The sequence below is a fragment of the Roseibium sp. MMSF_3412 genome, assembly GCF_030733265.1.
Classification (GTDB): domain Bacteria; phylum Pseudomonadota; class Alphaproteobacteria; order Rhizobiales; family Stappiaceae; genus Roseibium.
In genome coordinates, this window is sequence record NZ_JASHJI010000012.1 from 35,772 (window position 1) to 61,586 (window position 25,815).

Annotated in this window: 26 protein-coding genes and 1 riboswitch; of the genes, 12 read left to right on the forward strand and 14 right to left on the reverse strand. The window is 58.9% G+C overall.

Annotated features, from left to right (window positions below; all coding sequences use genetic code 11):
* Nucleotide 1 precedes the first annotated feature (1 nt).
* The 4 genes from RBB49_RS19455 to RBB49_RS19470 all read left to right on the forward strand — a co-directional run bounded on the left by RBB49_RS19455 (nucleotide 2) and on the right by RBB49_RS19470 (nucleotide 3,082).
* Nucleotides 2–1,030, forward strand: a complete 1,029-nt coding sequence (locus RBB49_RS19455; protein WP_306144548.1) for a TRAP transporter substrate-binding protein — start codon at nucleotides 2–4, stop codon at nucleotides 1,028–1,030.
* Nucleotides 1,030–1,542 carry a TRAP transporter small permease gene (locus RBB49_RS19460; protein ID WP_306144549.1) on the forward strand — a complete coding sequence of 171 codons (513 nt, stop codon included), beginning with the start codon at nucleotides 1,030–1,032 and terminating at the stop codon, nucleotides 1,540–1,542. The genes RBB49_RS19455 and RBB49_RS19460 overlap by 1 nt, the downstream gene beginning before the upstream one ends.
* A gap of 3 nt (nucleotides 1,543–1,545) precedes the next feature.
* Nucleotides 1,546–2,853, forward strand: a complete 1,308-nt coding sequence (locus RBB49_RS19465) for a TRAP transporter large permease (protein ID WP_306144550.1) — start codon at nucleotides 1,546–1,548, stop codon at nucleotides 2,851–2,853.
* Between the two features lie 79 nt (nucleotides 2,854–2,932).
* Nucleotides 2,933–3,082, forward strand: coding sequence for a hypothetical protein (locus tag RBB49_RS19470; RefSeq protein ID WP_306144551.1), 150 nt, complete (start codon nucleotides 2,933–2,935; stop codon nucleotides 3,080–3,082).
* A gap of 231 nt (nucleotides 3,083–3,313) precedes the next feature.
* On the opposite strand, the gene RBB49_RS19475 is transcribed toward RBB49_RS19470, so the two are convergent.
* Genes RBB49_RS19475 through RBB49_RS19495 form a run of 5 tightly spaced genes read right to left on the reverse strand, consistent with a single transcriptional unit; the run spans nucleotide 3,314 to nucleotide 8,316 of the window.
* Nucleotides 3,314–3,703: a hypothetical protein gene (locus RBB49_RS19475; RefSeq protein WP_306144552.1), complete on the reverse strand. Its 390-nt coding sequence runs from the start codon at nucleotides 3,701–3,703 to the stop codon at nucleotides 3,314–3,316.
* A gap of 10 nt (nucleotides 3,704–3,713) precedes the next feature.
* The gene (locus RBB49_RS19480) at nucleotides 3,714–4,316 is read right to left on the reverse strand and encodes an ABC-type transport auxiliary lipoprotein family protein (RefSeq protein ID WP_306144553.1); all 603 of its coding nucleotides are present in this window, start codon (nucleotides 4,314–4,316) and stop codon (nucleotides 3,714–3,716) included.
* A gap of 28 nt (nucleotides 4,317–4,344) precedes the next feature.
* Nucleotides 4,345–6,339 (reverse strand): MlaD family protein, encoded by a 1,995-nt coding sequence (locus RBB49_RS19485; RefSeq protein ID WP_306144554.1) that lies wholly within the window; start codon nucleotides 6,337–6,339, stop codon nucleotides 4,345–4,347.
* 10 nt (nucleotides 6,340–6,349) lie between these two features.
* On the reverse strand, nucleotides 6,350–7,159 hold the full coding sequence (locus RBB49_RS19490) for an ABC transporter ATP-binding protein (protein ID WP_306144555.1): 810 nt from the start codon (nucleotides 7,157–7,159) through the stop codon (nucleotides 6,350–6,352).
* A gap of 8 nt (nucleotides 7,160–7,167) precedes the next feature.
* A complete protein-coding gene (locus RBB49_RS19495; protein WP_306144556.1) occupies nucleotides 7,168–8,316 on the reverse strand; it encodes an ABC transporter permease in 1,149 nt (382 codons plus the stop codon).
* A 92-nt stretch (nucleotides 8,317–8,408) separates the two neighbouring features.
* Between RBB49_RS19495 and dgcN the strand changes: the two genes are divergently transcribed.
* Entirely contained in the window at nucleotides 8,409–9,422 is a 1,014-nt protein-coding gene (gene dgcN / locus RBB49_RS19500) for an N-acetyltransferase DgcN (protein ID WP_306144557.1), read from the forward strand.
* The gene (dgcA, locus tag RBB49_RS19505; protein WP_306144558.1) at nucleotides 9,419–10,402 is read left to right on the forward strand and encodes an N-acetyl-D-Glu racemase DgcA; all 984 of its coding nucleotides are present in this window, start codon (nucleotides 9,419–9,421) and stop codon (nucleotides 10,400–10,402) included. Before dgcN ends, dgcA begins: the two co-directional genes overlap by 4 nt.
* A 10-nt stretch (nucleotides 10,403–10,412) precedes the next feature.
* Here the strand turns inward: dgcA and RBB49_RS19510 are convergent, their stop codons facing one another.
* Nucleotides 10,413–11,585, reverse strand: coding sequence for an MFS transporter (locus RBB49_RS19510; RefSeq protein WP_306144559.1), 1,173 nt, complete (start codon nucleotides 11,583–11,585; stop codon nucleotides 10,413–10,415).
* Between the two features lie 130 nt (nucleotides 11,586–11,715).
* Here RBB49_RS19510 and RBB49_RS19515 point away from each other — a divergent pair, with 130 nt between their 5' ends.
* A complete protein-coding gene (locus RBB49_RS19515; protein ID WP_306144560.1) occupies nucleotides 11,716–12,927 on the forward strand; it encodes a protein phosphatase CheZ in 1,212 nt (403 codons plus the stop codon).
* A gap of 136 nt (nucleotides 12,928–13,063) precedes the next feature.
* On the opposite strand, the gene RBB49_RS19520 is transcribed toward RBB49_RS19515, so the two are convergent.
* The 3 genes from RBB49_RS19520 to RBB49_RS19530 all read right to left on the reverse strand — a co-directional run bounded on the left by RBB49_RS19520 (nucleotide 13,064) and on the right by RBB49_RS19530 (nucleotide 16,067).
* Nucleotides 13,064–14,089, reverse strand: coding sequence for a threonine/serine dehydratase (locus RBB49_RS19520; RefSeq protein ID WP_306144561.1), 1,026 nt, complete (start codon nucleotides 14,087–14,089; stop codon nucleotides 13,064–13,066).
* Between the two features lie 128 nt (nucleotides 14,090–14,217).
* Nucleotides 14,218–15,267, reverse strand: a complete 1,050-nt coding sequence (locus RBB49_RS19525; RefSeq protein ID WP_306144562.1) for a glycosyltransferase family 1 protein — start codon at nucleotides 15,265–15,267, stop codon at nucleotides 14,218–14,220.
* Nucleotides 15,264–16,067 (reverse strand): UDP-2,3-diacylglucosamine diphosphatase, encoded by an 804-nt coding sequence (locus tag RBB49_RS19530; RefSeq protein WP_306144563.1) that lies wholly within the window; start codon nucleotides 16,065–16,067, stop codon nucleotides 15,264–15,266. Before RBB49_RS19530 ends, RBB49_RS19525 begins: the two co-directional genes overlap by 4 nt.
* A gap of 166 nt (nucleotides 16,068–16,233) precedes the next feature.
* Here RBB49_RS19530 and RBB49_RS19535 point away from each other — a divergent pair, with 166 nt between their 5' ends.
* Entirely contained in the window at nucleotides 16,234–17,013 is a 780-nt protein-coding gene (locus RBB49_RS19535; RefSeq protein ID WP_306144564.1) for an SDR family oxidoreductase, read from the forward strand.
* A 65-nt stretch (nucleotides 17,014–17,078) separates the two neighbouring features.
* On the opposite strand, the gene RBB49_RS19540 is transcribed toward RBB49_RS19535, so the two are convergent.
* The 4 genes from RBB49_RS19540 to RBB49_RS19555 all read right to left on the reverse strand — a co-directional run bounded on the left by RBB49_RS19540 (nucleotide 17,079) and on the right by RBB49_RS19555 (nucleotide 21,600).
* Entirely contained in the window at nucleotides 17,079–18,341 is a 1,263-nt protein-coding gene (locus RBB49_RS19540) for an OmpP1/FadL family transporter (protein WP_306144565.1), read from the reverse strand.
* Nucleotides 18,342–18,869: 528 nt separating this feature from the next.
* Complete coding sequence (locus RBB49_RS19545) at nucleotides 18,870–19,982, reverse strand: TRAP transporter substrate-binding protein (protein ID WP_306144566.1); 1,113 nt, start codon at nucleotides 19,980–19,982, stop codon at nucleotides 18,870–18,872.
* A gap of 1 nt (nucleotide 19,983) precedes the next feature.
* Nucleotides 19,984–20,790, reverse strand: a complete 807-nt coding sequence (gene thiD / locus RBB49_RS19550; protein ID WP_306144567.1) for a bifunctional hydroxymethylpyrimidine kinase/phosphomethylpyrimidine kinase — start codon at nucleotides 20,788–20,790, stop codon at nucleotides 19,984–19,986.
* Nucleotides 20,791–20,826: 36 nt separating this feature from the next.
* Nucleotides 20,827–21,600: a hydroxyethylthiazole kinase gene (locus RBB49_RS19555; RefSeq protein ID WP_306144568.1), complete on the reverse strand. Its 774-nt coding sequence runs from the start codon at nucleotides 21,598–21,600 to the stop codon at nucleotides 20,827–20,829.
* 63 nt (nucleotides 21,601–21,663) lie between these two features.
* A riboswitch (TPP riboswitch) is annotated at nucleotides 21,664–21,773 on the reverse strand.
* 145 nt (nucleotides 21,774–21,918) lie between these two features.
* Here RBB49_RS19555 and RBB49_RS19560 point away from each other — a divergent pair.
* The 3 genes from RBB49_RS19560 to RBB49_RS19570 all read left to right on the forward strand — a co-directional run bounded on the left by RBB49_RS19560 (nucleotide 21,919) and on the right by RBB49_RS19570 (nucleotide 23,361).
* Complete coding sequence (locus tag RBB49_RS19560; protein ID WP_299474182.1) at nucleotides 21,919–22,155, forward strand: Lrp/AsnC ligand binding domain-containing protein; 237 nt, start codon at nucleotides 21,919–21,921, stop codon at nucleotides 22,153–22,155.
* Nucleotides 22,156–22,212: 57 nt separating this feature from the next.
* Nucleotides 22,213–22,626 carry a hypothetical protein gene (locus RBB49_RS19565; protein ID WP_306144569.1) on the forward strand — a complete coding sequence of 138 codons (414 nt, stop codon included), beginning with the start codon at nucleotides 22,213–22,215 and terminating at the stop codon, nucleotides 22,624–22,626.
* A 192-nt stretch (nucleotides 22,627–22,818) separates the two neighbouring features.
* A complete protein-coding gene (locus RBB49_RS19570) occupies nucleotides 22,819–23,361 on the forward strand; it encodes a hypothetical protein (protein ID WP_306144570.1) in 543 nt (180 codons plus the stop codon).
* A 46-nt stretch (nucleotides 23,362–23,407) separates the two neighbouring features.
* Here RBB49_RS19570 and RBB49_RS19575 read toward each other — a convergent pair whose 3' ends face one another.
* Nucleotides 23,408–24,355, reverse strand: coding sequence for a DMT family transporter (locus tag RBB49_RS19575; RefSeq protein WP_306144571.1), 948 nt, complete (start codon nucleotides 24,353–24,355; stop codon nucleotides 23,408–23,410).
* Nucleotides 24,356–24,772: 417 nt separating this feature from the next.
* Between RBB49_RS19575 and sbmA the strand changes: the two genes are divergently transcribed.
* Nucleotides 24,773–25,786, forward strand: a complete 1,014-nt coding sequence (gene sbmA, locus RBB49_RS19580) for a peptide antibiotic transporter SbmA (protein ID WP_306144572.1) — start codon at nucleotides 24,773–24,775, stop codon at nucleotides 25,784–25,786.
* Nucleotides 25,787–25,815 lie beyond the last annotated feature (29 nt).

Genomic DNA, 25,815 nt, shown 5'->3' on the forward strand with positions numbered 1-25,815 from the left:
CATGAAATCCATCAAATCTCTTTCTGTTCTGGCGGCCGTGACGGCAACCGCTCTGTCGGGTCTTGTTTCAAATGCCGTTGCCGACGAACTGGTGCTTTCGTCCTGGCTGCCGCCGAAACATCCGATCGTGACCGGTGTCATGGAGCCCTGGGCCGAACAGGTTGCGGAGGCAACGGACGGACGCGTGACGGTGCGCATCCTGCCGAAGCCGCTCGGACCACCGCCCGCGCATTACGACCTGGCGGCAGACGGCGTTGCCGATATCACCTACGGCCTGCATTCCTTCACCCGCGACGATCGTTTCCTGCGCTCCCGTATCGGTCAGTTTTCCTTTATCGCCGACACGGCAACGGATGGCTCCAAGGCCTATTGGGATGTCTATGGCGGGCAGCTCGACGCCCAGGCCGAACATCAGGGCACCAAGCTGCTCGGACTGTGGATCCATGGTCCCGGCATGTTTCACAACAACCAGCGCAAGATCGAAACGCCGGAGGATTTCTCGGGCCTGAAGATCCGCACACCTGGCGGTTACATCGCTGATTTGTCTCAGGATCTCGGCATCACCACGCAGTTCATGGGGCCAGGCGAAGTTTACGAAAAACTCTCCCGTGGCGTGATCGACGGTGTCACGTTCCCGATCGAGGCATTGCAGGCATTCAAGCTGACGGACTACCTCACCTCTTCGATGAGCGTCCCCGGCGGCATCTACAACACCTCCTGGTTCATGGTGATGAACGAAGATATCTGGGACGGGCTTTCCGACGAGGACAAGGCGGCCATTGAGAAGGTATCGGGAGCCGCCCTCGCCGAACTCGCCGGCAATGTCTGGGACAGCGCAGACGCGCGCGGAAACGCCTTCGTCGCCGACAAGACGCTCGAAGTCTACGAGGCCCCTGCTCCTGTCCTCGGCAAGATCCGCGAACTCGCAGCGTCACACGAGGCGGCCTGGGCGGATGCGGTCAAGGAAACCGGCTTCGATGGCGCAGCGGCCCTCGCTGAATTGCGCGCGCAGACAGGCATCTCCAACTGATGACACCGTCTGAGCCCGAAACAGGCGCACCACGCAGAACCGGCAGGTTCCGGCGTGGTGCCACCTTCCTGCTCGGCCTTGCCTGTCTCCTTGTGCTGGCAGCCATGATCGGGCTCACCTGCGTGGACGTTGTCGCCCGCTATCTCTTCAACAGCCCGGTCAACGGTGCGTACGAGCTGACGCAGTTGCTGCTGGCATCGCTGATCTTTCTCGCGCTGCCGCTCACGACAGCAGCTGGCGAACATATCGAGGTGGAACTTCTGGACGGGCTCAAGAGCAGGGTTTTCAAGTATCTGGGCGCGATCTGCGCGGGGCTCGCGACAATTGGCGTTTTCCTGATCATCGCCGTGGAGCTGTTCGAACATGCCGAAAAACTGCAGCGCCGGGGCCAGGTGACAGATTCCCTGGAAATCCCCCTCTACCTGATCGGCTGGCTTGGGACGGCTTCCTTCGCAGTCTCCGCCATTGTCGCCGTTTTCTGGACACTCAGCCGTTTGCGCGAAAAGGCCTGATACGTGATCGAAGCACTGATTGGATTCATCGCCCTATTCGGCCTCGTTCTGCTGCGCGTGCCGATAGCCGTTGCCATGGTGATCATCGGCACGGCGGGGTTTGCCGCTCTGCGAAACTGGAACGCAGCGCTGAACCTGCTTGGCAATGCCGCATTCGATACTGGCCTCTCCTATACGCTCTCCGTGATCCCGCTGTTCATCCTGATGGGCAATCTTCTGACCATCTCGGGCGTCAGCCAGTCGCTGTTCAGCACAGCGCACAGCCTGCTGCACCGCATGCGCGGCGGCCTTGCGATGGCCTCGATCGTTGCCTGCGGCGGATTTTCCGCCGTCTGCGGGTCTTCGCTTGCGACAGCTGCCACCATGTCCAAGGTGGCGATGCCCTCGATGCGCAAGGCAGGCTATGCCGACAGCCTTGCGACCGGCTCCATCGCCGCCGGCGGAACCCTCGGCATTCTGATCCCGCCAAGCGTCATCCTGATCATCTATGGCCTTCTGACCGAGGCCGACATCGGCAAGCTGTTCATCGCCGGAATCATCCCGGGGCTTCTCGGCGTCGTCTTCTACCTGGCAGCCGTCTACGTCACCGTTCTTTTCAAACCCGCCCTAGCCCCGTCGGAACATGACGACATCGCGCTGGAACGCAAGGACGTCTGGGGCGTCTTGGCCGTGCTTGGCCTCTTTGCGGTGATCATGGTGGGCATCTATGGCGGCTTCTTCACGCCGACGGAGGCAGCCGCCATCGGCGCGGCGACCGCGCTCATCATCGCCTTCCTGTCAGGTGGCCTCACGTTCGAGAAACTGTTCACAGCCGGGCTCAACTGTGCCCGCACGACGGCAATGATCTTTGCAATCATCATCGGCGCCGAAGTCTTTTCCAACTTCATCAGCTACGCCGGCGTGCCGGACGCGCTTCTGACATTCGTCCAGTCTCTCGATGTCAACGCCTATGTGGTCATGCTTGTCCTGGTGCTGATCTACATCGTGCTCGGCGCGGTGCTGGAAAGCCTGTCGATGATCCTCCTGACGGTGCCGGTGTTTTTTCCACTGGTCACGTCGCTGGATTTCGGCACCGGGCTTCTGAACGACCCGGAACTGGTGCTGATCTGGTTCGGCATCGTTGTTGTCGTCGTCACCGAAATCAGCCTGATTTCCCCACCCATCGGTCTCAATGTCTTCGTCCTGCGCTCCGTCCTTACCGACGTGCCGCTGCGCACGATTTTTGCCGGGGTCCTGCCGTTCTGGGCGGCCGACATTCTTCGCCTCGCACTGTTGATCGCGGTTCCGGCCCTGTCTCTGATGCTGATCTGACGATACTGGTTTGCTCCGCGGTCGGGTGGGAGTTATTGGCGGAGACATCATCAAAAAAAGCACCCGGAGCACCGCCGCCGTGACCAAAGAAGAATTGGCAGAGATCAAGCAGCGCTGCGACGCGGCAACACCTGGCACCTGGGTATCCTACATTGAGGGACGGGATCACTCCGCCGGCAGCAACTTCATCATGACCGGCAATGGCGAAAATCGCGGCGAAGATATCTAACTGACCGGAGCCACGGATGCCGATCAGGATTTCATTGCCCATGCCCGGCAGGACATTCCACGCCTGCTCGCAGAAATCGAAAGGCTTAAAAGTCTACCGCTGAAGTAAAATCACGACATCTGCGTACATCCCAACAGCTTTCGAGACAATACACTGCGGCACTTAGACGACGCCGATCGCATATCGGCCCCGGAACCGTTTTGGATATCAGTTGGCCGACACGAACTGTGCTTAAGGGAATTCCTGCTTGAGGCGTGACATGAAATAAATCAATTGGTCCTCGGAGAAATCGTGCTCCGACGTCTCGACAAAAATCTCCAATCTATAGAAGTCAACAAACCAGGGGTCCAGGACCCGATCATGTACATCGACGATCGTCAGACTAGCGATATTGATGAAACGCACACCTGCCCCGTGTAGGTGATACCCCCAAAGGCTGCCCAGGTGCATCAGGGTACCGGTGACTGAGTATTTTCCCTTGAAAGCAAGTATGTAGCTCAGCTCATCCGATGTGTCGGCCACGGGGAAGGCATTGCGAAAGGCCTCAAGCAATCCTTGCTGGTAAACGAGAAACTCGCACTTGATAAACTCGTAGTCCTGCTCAAGCTGACTGTTGGGCATCTTTCGCGTGTCAGACGTTGCGGAGCGTCCAGGCGGCCATTTCGGCAAAGACGCGGTCGGCTGACCTGTTCATGGCCTCCACCGCCTTGTCGACCGACGAACTGCCCGCAGGCGTTTCGGCACGGAAGACCTTGGTGGCAACCGTGCGACCGTTCCGGTCGTTGACCACGCGGGCGGAGATCTCAACAACGCCCCGGTTGCCGGACACCTGAAGCTCGAACGCCCGGATCTCGGTCTGAAGCTGATAGTCGATCAGAAGACCGTCGCCCGGCAGCCCGACCCCACGCAGGCGGCCGGTATTCTGAAGGGTTTCCTGAAGCTTGCTCTGCACGACATTGGGCAACGTGTCCGCCCAGGCCGATTTCGGGTAGTAGCTGTAGATCGGACCGTCATCGACAACGGCGATATAGCTGGTATCCAGTGCTTTGAGCGCGCGCGGCGGCGCGACCAGAACCTGCACCCGGCTGGAGCGGCCGCGCAGGCTGTCCACATCCGCCGATGTCAGACTGTAGAACGCAGACGGGGCCGTGCTCGCGCACCCGCCGACGAGCGCGCCCAGGCCCATGACTCCCAACAACCCCCGACGGGTCAGTTTGGCTGTTGCCTTCGTCATGCGCCTTCGCCCTTGTTTCTTTTCTTCTTCATCGACGGCGTCCACCGGAATAGGTCGGAACATCCTCACCGCCGAAGATCACCCGGTTCGGGCTACGCTCGAAACTCTCCGCAGCCCGCTGGATCGACACCAGCGTCCGGTTGAGCTGCGCCAGTGCAGCCGTGAAATCGGAAGAGCCCTGTGTTGCGAATTTGGAGAGGCCACCTGCAATGGAATCCGCCCGGCTTTCAAACGCGACCGCCACCTTGCGGATCGCTTCTGCCGCCTGTGTCGCTTCCTTGATCAGCCCCTCGCCGTCGCCGTCGACCATCGTCGCAACTTTCTCAACGAGGCTTTCGACCCGAACGGATGTTGCATTCAGGGTCGCCGTCATCTGTTTTGCATCGGTGATGATCTGGTCCACATCCGGCGTGCGTTTGGACAGGTTCTCGGTCATCTCCTGGACATTGTCCGCCGCCTTTTGCGCACTCTGCAGGATGGACGGAATGCCGTTTTCTTGGCTGGCAAGCTCGGACGCCGTCGTCTCGACGGATCCGACGATGCTCGCGACTTTCTCCGGATTCACCGCCTTCAGCAGTCCATCGGCTGTCTGCAGGGTCTCGGCGAACCGTTCAGCGGCTGCCTGAACATCTGTGATCAGAGCCGCGATCCGGTCGTCCTGATCGCGCACGGTGGCCGAAACGGCCTCGAAATTCTGGATCGTCGACTTGGTCGACGCGATGATCTCGTTGATCTGGCTTTGCTGGTTGTTGAAGTTGTCGATCACCCTGGCGACACCGTCCACCGCGCTTTCAACCGTTTCGGGATCGACGCTTGCCAGAACCTCGTCGACACGAACGAGCGAGGCGTTTATGCCCGTGGTGAACGAACTGACCGACTGAACAACCTGTTCGATCTGGAGCGGATCGATGGCGGCGGCGATTTCGACGCCGCGTGACATGATCGCATCCACTTTCACGACGACATCCCTGCCCCCTTCGAGGATCTCGGTAATGGCGCCTTCGCGTTCCTGAACGACGGCAACGATCTTGTCGATATTCTGCATGGTTGTGGTGGTCGAGGCGATCAGGTTGCCGATGTCCTCGCTTTTGCTTTCAAGCACCCCACCAAGCGCCGCCGCGCCGGTCATGACCTTCTCAACATCCTCCGGCTTGACCGCCTGAACGATCTTCTGGACGTTATCGAGGCCTTCGTTGAGTTTCTTGGTGAACGTATCCAGTTCCTTGGCGGCGCTTTGCGCATCGGACATCAGGAGATCGATGTCCTTGCTTGCCTTGCCGAGACTGTCCGAGAACGTTGTCAGGTCATCGACAATCGCCGTCACCTTGTCAGACGGAACAGCGGCGAGCAGCCTCTCCCCCTGATCCACGAGCTTTTCCAACCGTCCGGACAGGCTGGAAAACGCCTCGGACGCCTGCCCGATGCTCGCCATGAAGTCCTTCACGCCATCCGAATTGGCGGCAAGGGCAGCAGAAAACGTCTCGACGTTCTTGATGGTGTCGTTGATCAGCGGCTTGTTCTCAACGAGCACTTCCTCGATCGTTTTCATGGTCGTGTCGGCGCGTTTGAGCACGTCGCGCGCGCCATCGACAATATCGTCAAAGAAGGATCGCTCTGCGTAGAGGACGGGAACCTTGCCGTCATCCTTGCCGAGAAGCAGCGGCGAAGACGATGTGCCGCCGGACAGATCGACATAGGCGATGCCGGTAAGGCCGGTGAAGTTCAGTGTCGCCTTGGTGTCTTCGCGGATCGGCGTGGAGGGCTTGATGCCGACTGTCGCGACAACCTTGGTCGGATCATCAGGCGCAAAATCGAGGGATTTGACGTCGCCGACCTTGATCCCGTTGAAAAGAACCTGCCCACCGACCGGGAGGCCCGTGACGGGCCCGGGATAAATGATCTTGAGGTCGACGTTCTGGCGGGATTCGGCCGTTGCGGCCTTCCAGTAGATAAACCCGAACGCGGCAGCCAAAACGGCAACCATGAAGGAACCGATCAGTATGTAGCTCGCGCGGGTTTCCATTCAGTCCAACCTATACTCGGCGCAACGCCCGTTGACCCCTGAAATATTCCTTAATCCAGGGATTGTCATTTTTCATCATATCTTCAAGTGTCCCGATAGCCAGAACACGTTTATTCCCAAGAACTGCAATGCGATCGCAAATCGAATGCAGGCTATCGAGGTCATGGGTGACCATGTAGACGGTCAATCCGAGAGTTGAACTCAGGTTTTGAATCAGCGTGTCGAATGCCGCCGCACCGATCGGGTCCAATCCGGACGTTGGCTCGTCCAGAAACACCAAATCCGGGTCGAGTGCAAGCGCACGCGCCAGACTTGCCCGTTTGACCATGCCGCCGGACAGTTCCGACGGCAGTTTGTCGGCCGCATCCTGAGGCAATCCGACAAGTTCGAGTTTCAACGTGGCAAGCTCGTCCATGAGCTGCGGGGACAGTTTCAGGTGCTCGCGCATCGGCACCTGAATGTTCTGTTTCACGCTCAGCGATGAAAACAGCGCGCCTTGCTGGAACAGCACGCCCCAGCGCCGCTCAATGTTTTTCCGTTCCTTGTCGCTTGCAGTGGAAAGATCATGGCCGAAGACCGAGATCGTTCCGGAGCGTTTGGGCGTGAGACCGAGTATGGTCCGCATCAGGACCGACTTTCCCATGCCCGAACCGCCCACGAAGCCCAGCACCTCACCGCGCCGGACGTCGAGATCGAGGCTCTGCAACACGATCTTGGAGCCGAATCCGACCGTTACATCGCGAACCGACAGAACAAAGTCCGCCTCATCGCCGGTCGATACCGTCTCGCTGCTGTTCCATTCGGCCTCTGTTGTGGTCATGCGGTCGATCAAATCCCGATTGCGGCAAAAAACACGGCAAAGAAGCCATCGACGACAATCACAAGGAAGATCGCCTTGACCACCGACAACGTGGTGTGACGGCCGAGTGATTCCGAAGATCCGCCGACTTTCAGTCCTTCCACGCAGGCGATCAGGCCGACGATCAGCGCCATGAAGGGCGCTTTCACCAGACCGACGGCGAGCGTTTCATTTGTTATGGCCACCTGAAGCTGTGTAAGGAAGGCAGCAGGCGGAATGTCGAGATAGACCCAGGTGACCAGGCCAGATCCAAACAGGGCCGACATGTCCGCAATGAACGTGAGAACAGGCAAGGCGATCATCAGCGCCAGAATGCGCGGCAGAACCAGGACTTCCGTAACGCTCAGACCGATGACGTGAAGCGCATCCACTTCTTCCTGCATGCGCATCGCCCCGAGTTCGGCCGTAAAGGCGGACCCCGACCGGCCGGCCACCATGATGGCCGTCAGAATGACCCCGATCTCCCGCAGAATGAGAATGCCCGCCAGGTCGACAACATAGATATCGACACCGAACTGCTTGAGATAAAACCCGCCCTGCTGGGAAATGATCGCCCCGATCAGAAAACTCATCAGGGCAACGATCGGCACCGCACCGATGCAGCTGCGGTCGAACTGGACGGCAATGGAGATGCTGCGCAACCGCCGCGGGTTGATGACGACTGTTGTCAGAACCAGCCCGAGCGACCCGAGAATATGCATCATCGCCAGGCCGTCTTTGTAGGCGTCGACCATCGTGCGCCCGGTTGCTTCCAGAAAACCGACGATGGTGAAACCGCCACGCTCAGGCTTGTAGCTTGGCGGATGATGCCTGTCGATCTCGTCGAAGAGCTGCTGGCGGACTGGCGTGACGCCGGTCAGACCGACCTTCCGTCCCTCGAACTCAAGACGGCCGCGGGTGCGGTGGATAAGCCACGCGCCGCTGGTGTCGAGATGCTCGATCTTGGAAACGTCGATACAGGTCAGGCGGTCCTTGGCAACTTCGAGCTGTTTAAGCCCGGTTTCCGCATCGCCGATTGTGCTCACGGTCCAGTCCCCGGAAAGAGCGAGGAACTGGTGGTCTGGACCATCGGCCTCCAGTTTCATCTCCGGATCAATCTTTTTTTCCAAGAATGCCATTCTGGATGGCTGCCCTCTTGCCGCTGGTTCGATATCCCCCGTATACCTGATTGAGAACTTTAACGTCCAGCAGCCACTTGAAAGCTTTGTCCATGGAAATCGCTCATCCTTATCTTTTGTTCCTCGGGGATGTCCCTGACGCTCTGGCCGCAAAAACTGCCATTGGCATCGTTGATTGGCGGAAAGACTGGTGTCTTGGACAGGTCAGGCTGCAAGGCTGCGCCGCTGATACCGGTCTCCCGGACATGAAAATTGCCGAAGGCGCCGCTGCGGGCGCAAAAACGATGATCATCGGCGCAGTGAACGCGGGAGGCCGCTTGCCCGATCACTGGGTCGCTTCCGTGATCGAGGCGCTTGATTCGGGGATGGATGTTGCCTCCGGCCTGCATGTCCGCCTTGGCGACATTCCGGCGATCCGGGAAGCGGCAGAGCGCAACGGCCGCTCGCTTCACGACGTGCGCCACAACGACATGACCTTTGCCACTGGCAAGGGGACCAAGAGGCAGGGAAAGCGTATACTTGCAGTTGGAACCGATTGCTCTGTCGGCAAGAAGTACACGGCGCTGGCCATGGATCGCGCCATGAACGAGCGCGGTTACAACAGCACCTTCTGTGCCACCGGCCAGACCGGTGTCTTCATTTCCGGTCGCGGTGTGGCTCTTGATGCCGTTGTTGCCGATTTCATCTCCGGCGCAGCCGAATGGATCTCCCCGGAAACGGAAGCCGAGAACTGGCAGATCATCGAAGGCCAGGGCTCGCTGTTTCATCCCTCGTTCGCCGGGGTGACCCTTGGTCTCCTGCACGGATCGCAGCCGGACGGTTTCATCGTCTGCCACGAGCCGACCAGAACAAAGATGCGCGGCGTTGAAACACCGCTGCCGACCATCCAGCAGGTCATCGACATGACCATTCAGTGCGGCCGGCTTACAAATCCGGACATCCGCTGTATAGGGATCGCGGTCAATACCGCCGCGCTCGACAAGGACGAGGCGCTCGCGTTCCTGGCAAAAGTTGGCGAGAAGCACGGTCTTCCGGCCACTGACCCGGTCCGTTTCGGCATGGATGCCATTGTCGACAAGGTCTCGGCGGAATTCGGCGCACCATGAATCAGCTTGTCAGCATTGAGGCCGAGAGCTTTGAAATCGCGGGCGGTTTCAAGATCTCCCGCGAAACCCGCACGCACGCCAAGGTCGTCGTCGTCACGATCACCGACGGTCCGGTCACCGGGCGCGGCGAGTGTGTGCCCTATCCGCGCTATGGCGAATCCCTGGAAACGGTTCAGACGCAGATAGAGGAAGTCACACCGCTGCTGAAGGCCGGTCTTTCCCGCGAAGCGCTGCTGGACGCCATGCCGGCGGGCGCTGCGCGAAATGCCGTTGACTGTGCCCTGTGGGACCTTGAAGCCAAGCGAGCGGGCAAGACGGCGTCAGAGCTTGCGGGTCTGGGGACGCTGCACCCGGTTACGACGGCTTTCACCATCAGCGTCGACACGCCGGAAACGATGGCAAGGAAAACGGCCGCTGCCGCCCATCGACCGCTTCTGAAAGTCAAGCTTGCAGGTCCCGGTGACGACGAACGCATTCGCGCCGTGCGCTCCGCTGCGCCGAACGCGCAACTCATTGTCGATGCCAACGAGGCCTGGGACGATAGCTGCTTCGACAGCAACATGACGGCCTGCGCCGACGTTGGCGTCGAACTCATCGAACAGCCCCTGCCCTCCAAATCCGATGACATGTTGCGCTCTTACAAGTCGCCGATCACGATCTGCGCGGACGAAAGCCTGTCTCCTGGCAAAGGACTGGACGATCTGAGGGACAAGTATGGCGCGGTCAATATCAAGCTCGACAAGGCCGGCGGCCTGACCGCGGCGCTGCGTCTGCTCGATGCGGCACGCACAGCCGATTTCAAGGTCATGATGGGCTGCATGCTCGGAACATCGCTCGCCATGGCACCAGCCGTGCTGGTCGGGCAGAATGCCGACTATGTCGATCTGGACGGCCCGTTGCTGCTGACGCAGGACCGCTCGCCGGGGCTGCGCTTCGACGACAGCACGCTTTATCCGCCCGATCCGGCGCTTTGGGGATAGCCGCCTGCGTTCAAGCCTCTTCTCGGCCAATGTGCCGCCGGATCACCGGCGCCGCGAACACCAGGGCAACACATCCGGCAAGGGCCGCTGCCGCCATCAGGTAAAATGGCAAATGCGGATCTTGCTGGAAGAGTGCACCTGAAACCGCAAGCCCGATTGCCGTCTGAATGCCGATCGATGCGGTCAACAGCCCCTGCCCCGTTCCGGACCAGCGCTGCGGCACCACTTTGGCCAGGATCGCGACGGCGCCAAGATGTGCCGCGCCGAATGTCAGGCCGTGCAGCACCTGCAGGGCTCCCATGAAAACGAACGACTCCGCAAACGGGAACAGTCCCCAGCGAACGATGGCGGCCAGGCCCGCAGCGAAGAGGAAGACCGGAGGATCGAAGCGCAGTGACAGTTTCCCGGCAATCGTGAACAACGCGATCTCGGCGACAACACCAATGGCCCACAAGAGACCAATGTTAAAGTCGGGCACATCGATCGAACGCCAGTACAGCGTGCCGAATCCGTAAAAGGCTGCATGTGTCGCCTGAAAAAGCCCCAGGAGCGCCAGAACGGGCCAGAACCAGAGTTGCGCAAACGGGCTCGCGCCTGGTTCCAGATCAGAAAGCTTGTCGCCGGTGTCCTTCTGCTGGCGTGGCAGCGACAGGACAACGAACCCGGTTGCCAGAGACGCGGCAATCGTCAGCGTGACAATCAGCCAGGCCGTGCTTTCCGCGGCAAGGACACCGCCGGCAAGGTTGGCAAGAACAAATCCGACAGAACCCCAAAGCCGCATACGGGCGTAGTCGGCACCGGTGTTGCGCGCCGTATCAAGTGCGTAGGCATCGCTCAACGGCAGGATCGGTGCCTTGATCACCATGTAGCCGATCATGGCCGTACCGGCGAGAAGAAGACCACCCGGAAGGTAAAACAGCGAAATGAAACCGGCCCCGATGATCGAATAGATCAGAATGGACAATCGCCGCTGGTCCGTTCTGTCGGCGATGTTGGAAAGCAACGGGCTGGCGGCAATCCGCGCAATCGTCCCGGCCCCAAGAATAAACCCGATTTCGGCGGCGCTTATGCCGCGAAATTCCAGTACCAGAGGAAAAAACGGCAGAAAAAGTCCAAAGCCGAAAAAGTGGCAGGCAAACAGCGCCGCAACCCTTGCGCTAACGTTGTTGGACAAATCGGTCATTTAACCTGTGAAACGGACTGGAACCGCGAGGGCATAAAGGGATGTTAACGATTTTCACCATACGATCTCGGTGAAGTTGCCCCTGATACGGCAACACACGATCCTTAGGCAAGTTGAGAATCGCGTCCATATGAAAGCGGCAGCAACACAGCAAGAACCAGAGTTGATCGGCGAAGCCGAATATCACACTCTCGAGCAGACCCTGCTGGAATCCGATCGCGGGCGTCGGTTTCTGAAAGAATATCTCAATCGCCACAAAACGCCTGAAACGACGGAAATCCTTGGAGCGATCCAGAGATTGGAAAAAGTCGTCACGCGCGAACGGACTGTCCCGGATCTCGACAAGATCCGGCTCGACATTGCCGAGATGCACGAGGCGATTGAACGGACCAAGGCCGAAATCGCGAACATCAAGGCCGAGGGAGACGACGACAGCAACCGTTTTGTCGATGCCTCACACGAGCTTGATGCGATCGTCACCCAGACAGAAGGTGCGACCCAGTCGATTCTGGAAGCTGCGGAACAGATCCAGGAACAGGCCTGGGTCCTGCGCGAAAAAGGTGCCGACGACGCTGCCTGCGATGAAATCGATGCGAAGGCGACGGAAATCTTCATGGCGTGTTCGTTCCAGGACCTGACCGGTCAGCGGACGAACAAGGTCGTGCAGGTTCTCAGGTATCTGGAAAGCCGTATCAACCTGATGATCGGCATTTGGGGTATCGAGGGCGTGGAAGCCGAAGATACCGCCGGCCCCGTCGATACGCGTCCGGATGCGCATTTGCTCAACGGTCCGCAAAGGTCAGGCCGGGGCGTATGCCAGAACAGCGTCGATGAACTCATGTCGGTCAGCGACGACGTTTTCAACGCAGCCCTGGAAGAAACGGGAACGGAAACCGGTTCCGAAACGCCCGAACAGCAGGACGTTTCCGGCACCGCGAGCGAGGCCGACGTCGACGCCATCATGGCGGGCGGTGACGAGCCGATGGATGCATCTGCGATCGACGACATGTTCGCATCGGCCCCGGCGGAAACTGTCGAGGAAGATGCAGCGCCGGAAGCTGCAGAAGACGAAATCGATCTGGACGCCACGCTCGACGAAGCGGCAATCGAATTGCTCTTCGACAATGAAGTCGATGCTGGTGCGGAGGAGATTGAAGACGAAGCTGAGGTCGAGGTAGAGGCCGACGCTGACGCCGAACCCGAACTTGAAGCCGACGCAGAGCTCGAAGCCGAGGCGGATGTTGCCTGGGAACTCGAGGACGAGGTCGCCGCGGATGAAGACGTTTCCGACGACCCGCTTCAGCAGCTTTCCGAAGCGGAGCGCCAGGCGCTGTTCAATTGATCACCCGGATCTGCTGAGCATAAACAAAACGCGGCCTGGGGCCGCGTTTTTTTGTTGTGCACAGGGTGCTCTTCGCCCTTAGGACCTTTGGCCTGACAAGGGGCCTTGCGTCCTGCCTTTGCCCGCCCTATCCGTCCTAACGCGACAGGGCTCGTGACAGCATGTCCGGATCGATATTCCCGCCGGTGAGCACCAGTCCCACCGTTTTGCCCTTGATCGGAAGTTTGTCATGGAGAACTGCGGCCAGGGCAGCCGCGCCTCCCGGTTCGACCACCAGCTTCAATTCCGTGAAGGCAAAGGCCACGGCGTCGAGGACTTCCTCGTCTGTCACGGTTAGCGCTTCCGACGCAAGCTGCCGCAGGATCGAAAAGCCGATTTCACCGGGTATTTCGGAAAGAAGCGCATCGCAGATGGAACCCGACTTGCGCGTGTTCGACAGCAATGCGCCGGCTTCAAGGGATCGCTTGTAGTCGTCGAAATCCGCCGGTTCCACGGTGTGAAAGCGTGTTTCGGGCGACTTGTGGGCAAGGGCGAGCGCAATTCCGCTGGAAAGACCACCACCGCCCGTGCACGCCAGAACATCGTCGAGACTGTGGCCCGCTCCGGCAGCCTGTGCCGCAAGCTCCAGACCGACCGTCCCCTGCCCCGCGATCACTGCGGGATCATTGAAGGGATGTACGAATGTGGCGCCGGTGTCAGCGCACAGGGCGGCGGCAATCTGGTCCCGGTCTTCCTTTTCACGGTCATAGGTCACGACTTGCGCCCCGAACGCACGCGTTCTTGCAAGCTTGATCCGCGGCGCATCGGCGGGCATCACGATTGTTGCATCAACGCCAAGAATTCCCGCGCTCGCGGCAACCCCTTGCGCGTGGTTTCCGGAGGAGCAGGCAACGACGCCCTTCGGGCGGTCTTCGCCTGGAATGAGATTGAGACAGTTGAAGGCTCCACGAAACTTGAAGGAACCGCTGCGCTGCAGGCTTTCAGGCTTTATGAGGACGGTCGCCCCTGTGCGTTCATCGAGCGCGGGGTGCCGCAGCAATGGCGTCTTCACGGCAAACCCGTCGATGCGACGCGCAGCCGCTTCCACGTCCGCGATGGTTACTGCTTTGCCGGAATAGTCCCGCAGTTCGTCATCAGTCGTTGGAACAACAGTTTCCGTCATCGAAGTCACCTTTGAACAATCGGGTTGCTTGATGACTTATCAGGAATTGGATGTAACTCAATATGCAGACAGCGCTTTCGATACCGGAATTTTTCCCGTTCCAGTTCGGCGTACCGGGCCGACTTCACTCACTCAGCCGCTCTGGCGCGGCCCGCATGCGCGTTGTGGATGTCGCGTGCTGCGATGCAATTGTCCAGAAACTGCTGTGCGCTGGCTGCCCAGGTGTAGTTCAGCGCGATCTTCCGGCAGTGGTCCCTGGGTATGTCCAGGGCCGCTTCTGCCGCTTCCTGCAGATTATCCGAAAGCACGCCCGCCCCCGTATCGCCGATGACGTCGAGCGGCCCCATGACCGGATAGGCCGCGACCGGAACTCCGCAGGCCAGCGCCTCTAGAAGGACGTTGCCGAACGTGTCGGTAAGCGACGGGAAAACAAAGACATCGCCCGCGGAATAGTGACGGGCGAGATCCTCGCCGAGCCTGGCACCGGTGAAATGCGTATCAGGGTATTCGCGCCGGAGGGTCTCCAGCTGCGGACCGCCGCCCACGACGACCTTCGATCCGGGAAGCGTCAGGTCAAGAAAGGCCTTGATGTTCTTCTCGACCGCAACCCGGCCGACATACATGAAGACGGGCCGCGGCAGGTCATCGGGAAGAACGGAGCCCTCATACGGTCTGAACAATTCCTCGTCGACACCGCGCGACCAGCGCATCAGGTTCTTGAACCCGCGTGCACGCAGATCGTTTTCCAGCGACCGCGTCGCCACCATGCACCCGCACCCCGCATTGTGAAACCTGCGCAACCAGTTGTAGGACCAGGACAGAGGCACCGGAAGGCGCGCGGAGACATATTCGGGAAACCGGGTGTGATAGCTCGTGGTGAACGGTTCACCCGCTTTCCTGGCAACGCTTGCCGCGAGAATTCCAAGCGGTCCTTCCGTCGCAATATGAAGGTGCTCGCAGTCGAATTCGCGGATCAGCCGGCGTACGGCACCCCTGTGCGTGAGCGAGAGACGGATTTCGGGATAGGTTGGACAGGGCAAGGTCTTGAAGGCCTGGGGCGACAGGAATTCCACCCTGACACCAGTTGCTCCCAGCGCTTCCGCGGTTCGTTCCAACGACCTGACCACACCGTTGATTTGCGGATGCCAGGCATCGGTCACGATCAGGATGGAACTCATGCGGCGACCGGGGCTTCCCTGGATTTCGCCGGTGCCGGTCCCTCCTGGGTTTGATCCGCCCATCGGATTACCTCAAACGTCCCGTCGTGATGTTCCGCAACCGCCGTGCAACTCTCAACCCAGTCGCCGGTGTTGATGTAGTGAATACCGTTCATATCACGATCAGCCGCATGGTGGATATGACCGCAGATGACACCGTCAACGCCCTGGCGGCGCGCCTCATCGGAAAGCGTTTCCTCGAACCGGCCGATGAAACTGACGGCGTTTTTCACCTTGAGCTTGGCCCAGGCGGACAATGACCAGTAGGTCAGCCCGAGGCTTCTGCGAATGAGGTTGACCCAGGTATTGACGCTCAACGCGGTGACGTAGGCCTTGTCGCCGAAAAATGCGAGCCACTTGGCGTGGCGGATGACAACATCGAACTGATCCCCGTGAATGACGAGATAGCGTTTGCCGTTGGCCGCTTCGTGGACGATGCTGTCGCTGACCTCGACGCCGCCGAAATGCGTGCCGAGGAAGTTCCGCAGGAACTCGTCATGGTTCCCCGGAATATAGTGTATGCGGGCACCTTTGCGGCCCTTGCGCAGGATCTTCTGCACCACATCATTGTGCAGTTGTGGCCAGTACCACGTGCGTTTTAGCCGCCACCCGTCGACAATGTCGCCGACCAGGTAGATGGTTTCGGCATCATGCTCTTTCAGAAAATCCAGAAGGAATTCAGCCTGGCAACCGCGGGTGCCGAGGTGCACGTCAGAAATGAACAAGGATCGGTAGTGTCGCGATGTCTCTGCGGTAGACATGGCATTTCTCCATATTCCATTAGCACCGCTATAGACGCGATTCAGGTTGCAATATTATGACAGATGCGCAGACGCCTGCCGGAGTTTCCGAATTCCAATTTTTCCTGAACGGCAATATAGCGCTCACGTCCCGATATGCTAAGGGTTGCAAAAATGGAGGTTTTTCATGGATCTGGGTCTAAGAGGAAAAAAGGCGATCGTGTGCGCGTCGAGCCGCGGTCTTGGCAAAGGCTGCGCGGAGGCGCTCGCCGAAGCCGGTTGTGACATCGTTCTGAACGGCCGCACCGAAGCCGTCCTGGAAGAAACGCGAAAACAAATTCAGACCCGGTACAACGTGTCGGTTCTCAGCATCGCCGCGGACGTTTCCACGCCCGAAGGCCAGCGCGCGCTTCTGTCCGCCTGTCCGGATCCGGACATCCTCGTCAACAACAATGGCGGCCCTCCAAGGCGCGATTATACGCAGCTTGACAGGGACGCCCTGGTCGACGGCGCTATCCAGAATTTCGTAACACCTGTCGAGCTTATCCAGGCTGTCGCACCGGGCATGAAGGACCGCGGCTTCGGCCGGATCGTCAATATCACCTCCCTGTCGGTGAAGATGCCGATCGAGGGTCTGGACTTGTCCAGCGGTGCAAGGGCGGGCCTGACGGCCTTTCTCGCAGGCGTCTGCCGGCAACTGGCCCCGCACGGCGTGACGATCAACAATCTCCTGCCGGGCAAGATGGACACCGACAGGCTCAGAGGCGGATTTGAGCGGGCCGCACAGCAGACAGGCACGAGCCTGGATGACATCAGGGCACAGCAGGCTGCCGAGATTCCGACCCGGCGCTTCGGCAATGCGGAAGAATTCGGTCAGGCCTGCGCCTTCCTGTGCTCTCAGCATGCCGGCTACATCACCGGACAGAACCTGCTCATGGACGGCGGCCTCTACCCGGCAGCCTTCTGAGCGGAAGAGAACACAAAAAAGGCCGGGATCGACACCCGGCCTTTTCAGTCATACGGCTGTTCGGATCAGAACTTGTAGCGCAGCGATGCGGACAGGATGTTCACGTTGCTGTCGACATCAGCGACATAGGTTCCGAAGGTTGAGTTGTAATCCTGATGGCTCGGATCAATGTTGATATTCGTGTCTTCCGTCAGGATGTGCGTGTACCCGACATCGAAGGACATGTGCTTGTTGAAGTTATAGCTGGCACCGGCTGACAGCCACCAGCGATTGTTGTCCGGAAGACGTGTGGAGCGGATATCTTCGTCGATCGGCGACAATTCGTATCCGACACCGGCACGGAAGGTCAGCTTCTCGTTGAAATCATATTCACCGCCCACGGAGAAGAACCAGCCGTCGTCATAGTTGAAATGCAATGTGGTCAGCGCAGAGCCGGTAACCGTGGATGTTGCCACCGGGGACTTCAGGCGGCTCCAGTTGGTCCACTCGACCGTGCCGAGCAACCGCATCTTGTCGGTGATCTTTTGCTTTGCCGAGATGTTGACCATGTCCGGCATGACGACGCCCAGATCGATCTCTGCGCGCGTGCCACTTGCAAAAAGCTGTCCGTTCAAGCTGTGGCCGACGCCCGAGCGGTATCCGATACCGATCTCGGTGCCTTCGACCGGCTTGATTGTGACACCGGCGGTAACGCCAACACCGAAACCGTCACCATAGATCTCGTTTGATCTTGGAAATCCTGCACCGGAGGTCGCATCCGCCGACTTCAGGCTGACATCCAGATACTGGACCTGAACGCCGACAGCCAGGGCAATCATCTCGTTGACCTGATAGGCAACACTTGGGTTGACGTTGATTGAAAAGACCCTGGAAGAGCGAGAATAAAACTGCGCCGCCCAGTTCTGTTCGGGCTTCGTGGTCAGGCCGAACGGCGAGTTGATGCCGATCCCGAAGACCCACTTATCATCGGGCCTATAGGAAATGTACGTCGCCGGCACGACCGCATCCAGACCGATATCGCCACTTCCAACCGAGGACGTGCCCAGGAGACCACCGCTCAACGTTCCGTTGATCTCGGAGTTCGGAATAATCACCGATCCGTGTGTTTCAACCGTCCAGCCCATCTGTGCACCGATAAGCGCCGCCGGGTTCCAGTACATGGCCGAGATCGTGTCCCCGGATGTCCCGTATCCAGCGAAGGACGTCCCCTGAAAATACGCGCTCTGTTCGCGGATCGCGAACGCACCCGCATGTACAGCGTTCGCTGCGATTGAGAAGGCTATTGCCGTGGAGGCGAATAGAATTGTGTTTTTATTTGCCCATTTCATGGTGTTTTCTCCCATCCCCCTCCCGCCGGAGGAAATCTGATTTCGGAGAACAGGTTTTTCCAAGATCGGGCGCTGTTGCAAGACAAGAATTCACCGCTGGCGCGGCGCATTTCTTCATGCTGCAACGCAAAATAATTCATGAAACGCGTCACGCAGGCGGACAAAAGAAGCAAAAACGGGCACAAAGGACTTCGTCGGCGTCCCTTTGTCTCGCACTCGACACACATATGCAAGAATGCCTAAAAAATGGGCAAACAAACATTAACCTTCCTTTAACGTCAATTATTCGGTGATCGTTGCTGCATTGCCACACTTACCCTTAGGGAAGGCCTGCCCCTTTGTGGATGACTTGGTATGATGTAGCCGCCGGACTCTGCGCTTTCTGCAGCCAGAGCCGGTCTTTCAAGTTGCAGAACCGGGTGTATCCGGCACCGCCCGGCGCGCTCAAAATCGGCGCGTCCGGGCGCAATCTCGATGTTACGCCAAGGTCACGTGCGAAAAGATTCGCCGCAACTTTTCCCGACCTTGTCAGGCACCGGTGTCGCGCGCAGACAGAAAGCGCCGCATTGCGACATCGCTCCAGGGCGCCAGGCGCGCGCGCGCGTCGCGATGGCTCTCGTAGATGCGCTTGCTGAGCGGGTCTTTTTCGGCGAACTCCAAAAGGACGGCAGATGCCGTTTCGCGCAGAGCCGTCAGAACCTCGTCCGGATAGGGCTTCACAGTGACACCGTCTTCTTCCTGAAGCAGCTTCAGGCTGCCCGCGTTCTCCCAGTCGCTTTCCGCAAGCGCTCGCCCATTCTCCGCGCGGCATGCTTCCAGCACGACGGCACGCAGGTCTTCCGGCAAGCCCTCCAGGGCAACCTGGTTGAAGAGCGCTTCGCCCGTGCCGTTTGGTTCATGAAATCCCGGCGAATAGTAATTTTTCGCAATCTTCTGGAATCCCATCGCGCGGTCGGACCACGGACCGAGGAACTCGGTCGCATCGAGCACGCCGGACTGGAGCGCCTGAAACAGCTCCGCCGGCGGCAGTCCGACAGGTGTTGCCCCGAGCCGGCGCATGACCTCGCCGCCAAGGCCCGGCATGCGGATCTTGAGACCGTTCAGATCTTCCAGGCCGTTGATATCCTTCTTGTACCAGCCGCCCATCTGCACGCCGGTATTGCCGGCCATGACCGGTTTGACGCCGAACGGTGCATAAAGCTCGTCCCAGAGCGCCTGTCCGCCGCCGCGCTCGATCCAGCTGATGTGTTCATGCGGCAGCAGACCGAAGGGAATGGCCGTGAAGAAAACGGAAGCCGGGATCTTGCCTTGCCAGAAGAACGAGGCCGTATGCGCCATCTGTGCAGTCCCGGACGCGACTGCGTCGAAAACCCCGAGCGCCGGCACAAGCTCGCCGGCCGAATAGAGCCGGATGCGCAAGCGCCCCCCTGTCATCGTCGCAACCTGGTCGGCGATCCTTTGTGCCGTGACGCCGGGGCCCGGCAGGTTCTTCGGCCAGGATGTCACCATTTTCCACTCGAGTGTAGCGGTGCCCTGCGCCAGGGCCGGCGCAGCAAGAACCGTCCCGCCTCCGGCCAGAGTGCCGCCGAGCATCGCCCTTCGGCTCAAGTGTCTGTCGTTGCCTGTCTTCTTTGCGGACATCTCACGCGCTCCAAAGTTGATAGAAATGATGGACGGGACCGTGGCCGGAGCCGATCTCGAGCTGATCGGCAGCGGCGATCGCGCCGTGCACATACGATTTGGCGGAGGCAATGGCCTCCTTCATCGTCAGTTGCTTCGCCAGGCCGGCCGCGATCGCGGAAGACAGCGTGCATCCGGTTCCGTGTGTGTTTTCGGTCGCAATACGCCTTTCGCGCAGCCAGATGGCGTCAACGCCGTCTTGCAGAAACAGGTCATTGCTGTCCTCGCCGGTGCCGTGCCCCCCTTTCAGCAGAACGGAACGGGCACCAAGCCCCAGAAGCCGTTCAGCCTGAGACAGCATGTCTGCCTCGCTCTGTGCAACCGGCACCTCCAGCATGCGCGCCGCCTCGTGAAGATTGGGTGTGATCACGTCGGCGAGCGGAACCAGTTCGGCGATCAGGCTTGAAACCGCGCTCTCGGCCAGCAACGGATCGCCGCTGGCGGCGACCATGACCGGGTCCAGAACAATCGGCCCCGTCTCATGCGCCCTGAGGCCTTCGGCGACCGTCCCGATGATGGTCGAACTGGCAAGCATGCCGATTTTCGTCGCCTTGACGCCAAGGTCTGAATAGACCGCATCCATCTGTGCGCGCACGAAGTCCGTCGGCACGTCATGAATGGCGCTGACGCCCCTGGTGTTTTGTGCCGTCAGGGCCGTCAGCACGCTCGCGCCATAGACGCCATTGGCCGAAAATGCCTTCAGATCCGCCTGGATCCCGGCACCGCCACCTGAATCCGATCCCGCAATGGTCACTGCGATCGCGGTCATGTGCATCTCCTCTTTCTGAATTGTCTTGCGCAGCGCTCAGGCGCTTTTCAGCCTGACTTCGATATCGCGCGACGTCATCGTGTAGAGCGCGTCGAGCAGTTCGGGAACGAGCGAGCCGGGCCCGCGAGCCTCGGACGCCGCCATCTCGCCGGCAATGTTGAACACCGAAAGACCCGCAGCGGCGGCAAGCGCCATATCGGGCTCGACACTCGCAAACGCCGCCAGTACGGCACCGCCGGCGCAGCCCGTCGCGGTCACGCGTGCCATGAGAGGGTGTCCGTTGCGCAGCCTGAAGTCTTCCTGCTTGCTTTCGATCCTGTCTTCCTCACCCGTAACCGCCAGAACCGTGCCCTCATTGATAAGGCTTTCAACCGCCTGCCGGTTGTCAAAGAGAGCCGACTGCTCTGCTTCGTTCAGACGGACGAGATCGGGTTTCAGGCTCAGGAGTTCGCGCGCGTAGGCACAGCGGATAGGAGACCTTTCGACAAATACCGGGTCGATACTGACCGGCCGGCCCGCCGTTCTGGCGGCCTCGATGGCAACAGGGATGGCCTGACGGCGGACCTCGTCAAGGGTACCCAGATTGATCAGCAGGGCATCCGCACCCGCTGCAAAACCGGCCACTTCTTCAGGCGCAAGCGTCATGGAAGGGATCGCGCCAATCGCAAGCAGAACGTTGGCGGTGAAGTGCTGTGCCACGGAATTCGTGATGGCGTGAACGCGCGGCGCTTTCCCGCGAACCCTCTCCAACAGGTCAAAGACAGTCTCGGCCGCGAGGGGCTGTGTTGAAGCAGCAACCGAAAGGCTCATGCATCTCCTCCGAATAAGGACGTTCCAATCGAAGAGATGAAAGAAAGGCGCGCAGCCGGATGGCCATCGGTCTATCTCAAATCCCTCCGCCGGTACCAACCGGATCAGGTTCAAGGAGTTGGCGCATGCCTCTCAGCCCGGTCTTCTAACGCCGGGCACCCCCATGAGACTTCTGAACTGCTAACAAGCCAGGTTCGCGATTGCAAGCCCCGGTCCGGTCCCGCAAGGTTCACTGGGCGTCATCGGCAATTGACTGATGCGGTCAGATAGGCGATGTCCTTGAGCAATCCATTGGAAAGCAAACTGCCGGAGTGTCGCATGGTTCCGTTTTTCGTGATGATCAAATGCCAGTTGGGCAAGACTTACCAGGTTGCCAATGCCATCGCAGATGCGGAAATTGCTTCGGAGGTCTATTCCACCAGCGGCGACTATGACCTTCTGGTGAAGTTCTATGTCGACGACGGTGCCGACATCGGACATTTCGTCAACGAAAAAGTGCACCCGATCGGCGGCATTCAGGACACCAAGACAATTATCACGTTCAAGGCATTCTAACCTTTTCCTGCGTTTGTTCCTTGCCGGGATACGGATTTCTTACCAAGGAGATGTTCGATGCGTTTGGTTATCTCAGCAATGATCGTTGCAGGTTTGAGTGTTATGCCGGTCACTGTTGCCGATGAGGCAGGAGCCCAGGGCATGCCGCCGGAGCAGATCAAGCAGATCCTCGACATGACCAAGAAAAGTTGGGTGTCCTTCCGGGACTGGCAGGGTCAGCAGCTGATTTACTTCACCCATCTGGAAGCCTGGAAATGCGGCATTGACTATGTCTTTTACGGCCTGAACGGTGGTCCGCTTGACCAGATCTGGGAACTGGATACCTGCAATCCCGACAACCCGAACGCGGTTCTAAAGGACAAGCCCTATATCGAGTTGCCCGCCGGTTCGACCCAGTCGATCAGCGTTCAGCTGATCTACCCGGACGGGTCGAAAAGCCCTGTCGAGACGTTCCAGTACAAACCGCAATGACCGGGGACAGCCAAACCGGTCACGCCAAGGCAAGGCCTGGAGGCTGGAAGTGCCCCGAGCGCGCGTCCGTTCTCCGCCCCAAGGATCGTGTGTCCGGTGCCTGCCGGATCGCCGACTATGGTTTTCCATAGATAACTTGTTGGCGACTGCTGCTCTATCTTTTCAGAAATTTGATCTGTTTGGAGAAAGCCAATGGCTGATGATCCCTGCTGGGGTTGGTGGGATTTGCACTGGAACAAAGAGTTTTGCACCGTGCTGTCGGAGGCCAAGATTCTGAGTGGAGAATTCACTGGTGCGGCTTACAAGTTGCGCGTCATGGCAGATCTCACCGACGACGTTTACGCGAAGAGAAAACTGTTTGAGGCGGCAGAAAGGTTTGACCTGGCCGGCAAAGCACTGGGAACACCTGAAAAATTCAATGACGCTTTCAAGGCTTTTCACGCGCTCAAGACGTTTCATGAAAACTTCAAGAAGCTGACGCCACAACTTATTGCAAATGATCCGGATGCATCGGCAAAGGCGTTCGGAGATATGTTGGCCGCCGCGGCCACCGCCTTTGACAAGATGGGCATGCCCTTCATTTTGTACACGAAATTCCTGACAGATGCAGGTGAACTCATTGATGGCGTGCTGCACGGCCTCATGCCCGACAAACGCAAGGGTGTCGCCTGGTCCATGTACCGCAAGGCCATGAACGACGAACTGAGAGGCGACAAGCACTTGATAGGCAGGTAGCAGCCCGGACACAAACCACCGGCGGTTCCACAAGCCGCGACAGGCTTCAGGACCGCGACGGTGTAGATGCCCTGCGGTCCTTGGTGCGGTCGAGACCAAGCCTGTGCTCGCGATATATGACGAATACGCCGGCCGCAATCACGATCAGCGCACCGGCGATCACCTCCACCGAGGGCATATCCGCAAAGACCAGCCAACCGATCAAAATCGCCCAGAGCATGTTGACATAATCGAACGGGGCGATGGTTGACGCCTCGGCGTATCGGTAACTCTGTGTAAGCAGGATCTGCCCGACGCCGCCGGCAAGCCCGATCACCAGCATCAGACCCGCTGTCGACGCATCCGGAACAACCCAGGCCTGACCCGGCAGCAGAATGCCAAGCGGCAGCGTCAAAAGGGACAGAACAGTCGACGACGCGGCAAACCAGGTCACGATGGTCGAGGTCCGCTCCGTTTCGCACAGTTTGCGCACAGTGATCATTGCAAGCGCGGCAAAGCCGGCCGCCATGATGCCGAGAAGCGCACCCAGCGTTGATGTACTGTCCAGCTCCCCCTCGCCCAGATGCGGCGACAGAACGATCAAAATTCCCAGAAAGCCGACCCCTACGGCACTCCACCGGTAAACCCGCACCGTTTCACCGAGCAGAAAAAACGCCAGAACGACAACGAAAAGGGGCGTTGCAAAACCGATGGCGGTCGCATCCGGCAGCGGCAGAAGGTAGAGCGCCGTGAAGGAACACACCATCGCGGAGAGCCCGATCGCCGCCCGCGTGAGGTGACCGCGCGGATTGCTCGTCTTGAATGCCAGGCCCAGCTCTCCGCGCAATCCCACCATGAGCAGAACGGGAAAGAGGCCAAAGAAATTTCGGGCAAAGACGAGTTGACCGATCGGGACCTGCTCGGCTGCGATCTTGAGTGCCGTCACCATGACAAAGAAGGTGAAGGTAGAGCCGAGCTTCAGGGAAATACCCAGCAGCGGGGCATGTCGCGTCATACCTGTGGGAGCCGGAGCTCCGGTGAATCGAGAACGCAGGCTTTTGAATGCCATCTGGAACATCCGGGACCGGCGCAAAAGGGTTTGCTCTTCCCAGACGCACCGGGCCTAAGGATCGGAAAGAGCGGCAAGCAGCTCCCGGCAGCCGGCGTCATTTGCCACTGCGCTCAAATTCTGAGCCAGAAACGGATGGGAGCCGTGTTATAGGTTGGCTAGCTACGCCAATATCCCGCGAAGCCGGCGACAATGCAATCGACGAAGTCGCAAAAGGAGGGTTTCGGGATGCATGACAGACCTGCAAATTGAGCGGATCCGTCAAAATCTCTTCACAAGTGGCTCATGACCCCTTACCGGTCTCCCCTTGCCACATCAGCTACCTATAATCTCAGGAAACACAGATTCGAGAGGCAGACTGCCATGTTCCGTTCGTTTTTCAAGAACCGCAAGTGGTTCCTATGGGCCTGGATTGGCTCTGTCCTCATCCTCTGGGTGACCTGGTACAAGGTTCAGCAAAGCGTCAAGATCAACGAATGGTATGGAACGTTCTTTGATATGATCCAAAGAGCGCTACAGACACCTGGCAGCGTGACGTCCGAAGAGTACTGGCAAGGTATCTTGGCCTTTCTCGAGGTCGCTATTCCACTTATCACCGTTGCGGTGCTGCTGGAGTTCTTTATCCGGCACTATGTTTTCAGGTGGCGCACGGCGATGAACGACTACTACATGTCTCATTGGCATGTCGTTCGCCATATCGAGGGAGCAGCGCAAAGGGTTCAGGAAGATACAATGCGTTTCGCAAGGATCATGGAGAGCCTCGGCGTCTCCTTCATGCGATCGATCATGACCCTTGTCGCGTTTCTGCCTATCCTGTGGGAGTTGTCACAGCATGTGACAGAGCTGCCCATCGTCGGTCAGGTCGAAGGCGCTCTGGTTTTTGCAGCCTTGCTTTCTGCAGCCTTCGGCACCGTTTTGCTCGCTCTTGTCGGGATCAAACTGCCTGGCCTTGAGTTCAACAATCAGAAAGTCGAAGCAGCGTACCGCAAGGAACTTGTCTACGGAGAAGATCATGACGATCGCGCCAGCCCTGCAACAATTACGAGCCTTTTCAGCGACGTTCGGAAAAATTATTTCAAGCTTTATTTCCACTATCTCTATTTTGACGTTGCCAAGTGGGTCTATCTGCAAGGCGCTGTCCTTATCCCGCTGATCGTACTCGCACCGACGATCCTGGCTGGCGCCATTACTTACGGCCTCTTGCAGCGCATCAGTTCTGCTTTCAACCAGGTGGAGAACTCCTTTCAGTTCCTTGTGAATTCCTGGGGCACGATCATTGAACTCATGTCGATATACAAGCGCTTGCGCGCGTTTGAACAACACATCAGACAATATGAAAACGAAGGTGGGGAACCAATACCCCTCCCGGCCGAATAAACTCAACCGCCTCTCGAAAGAGAAAAGGC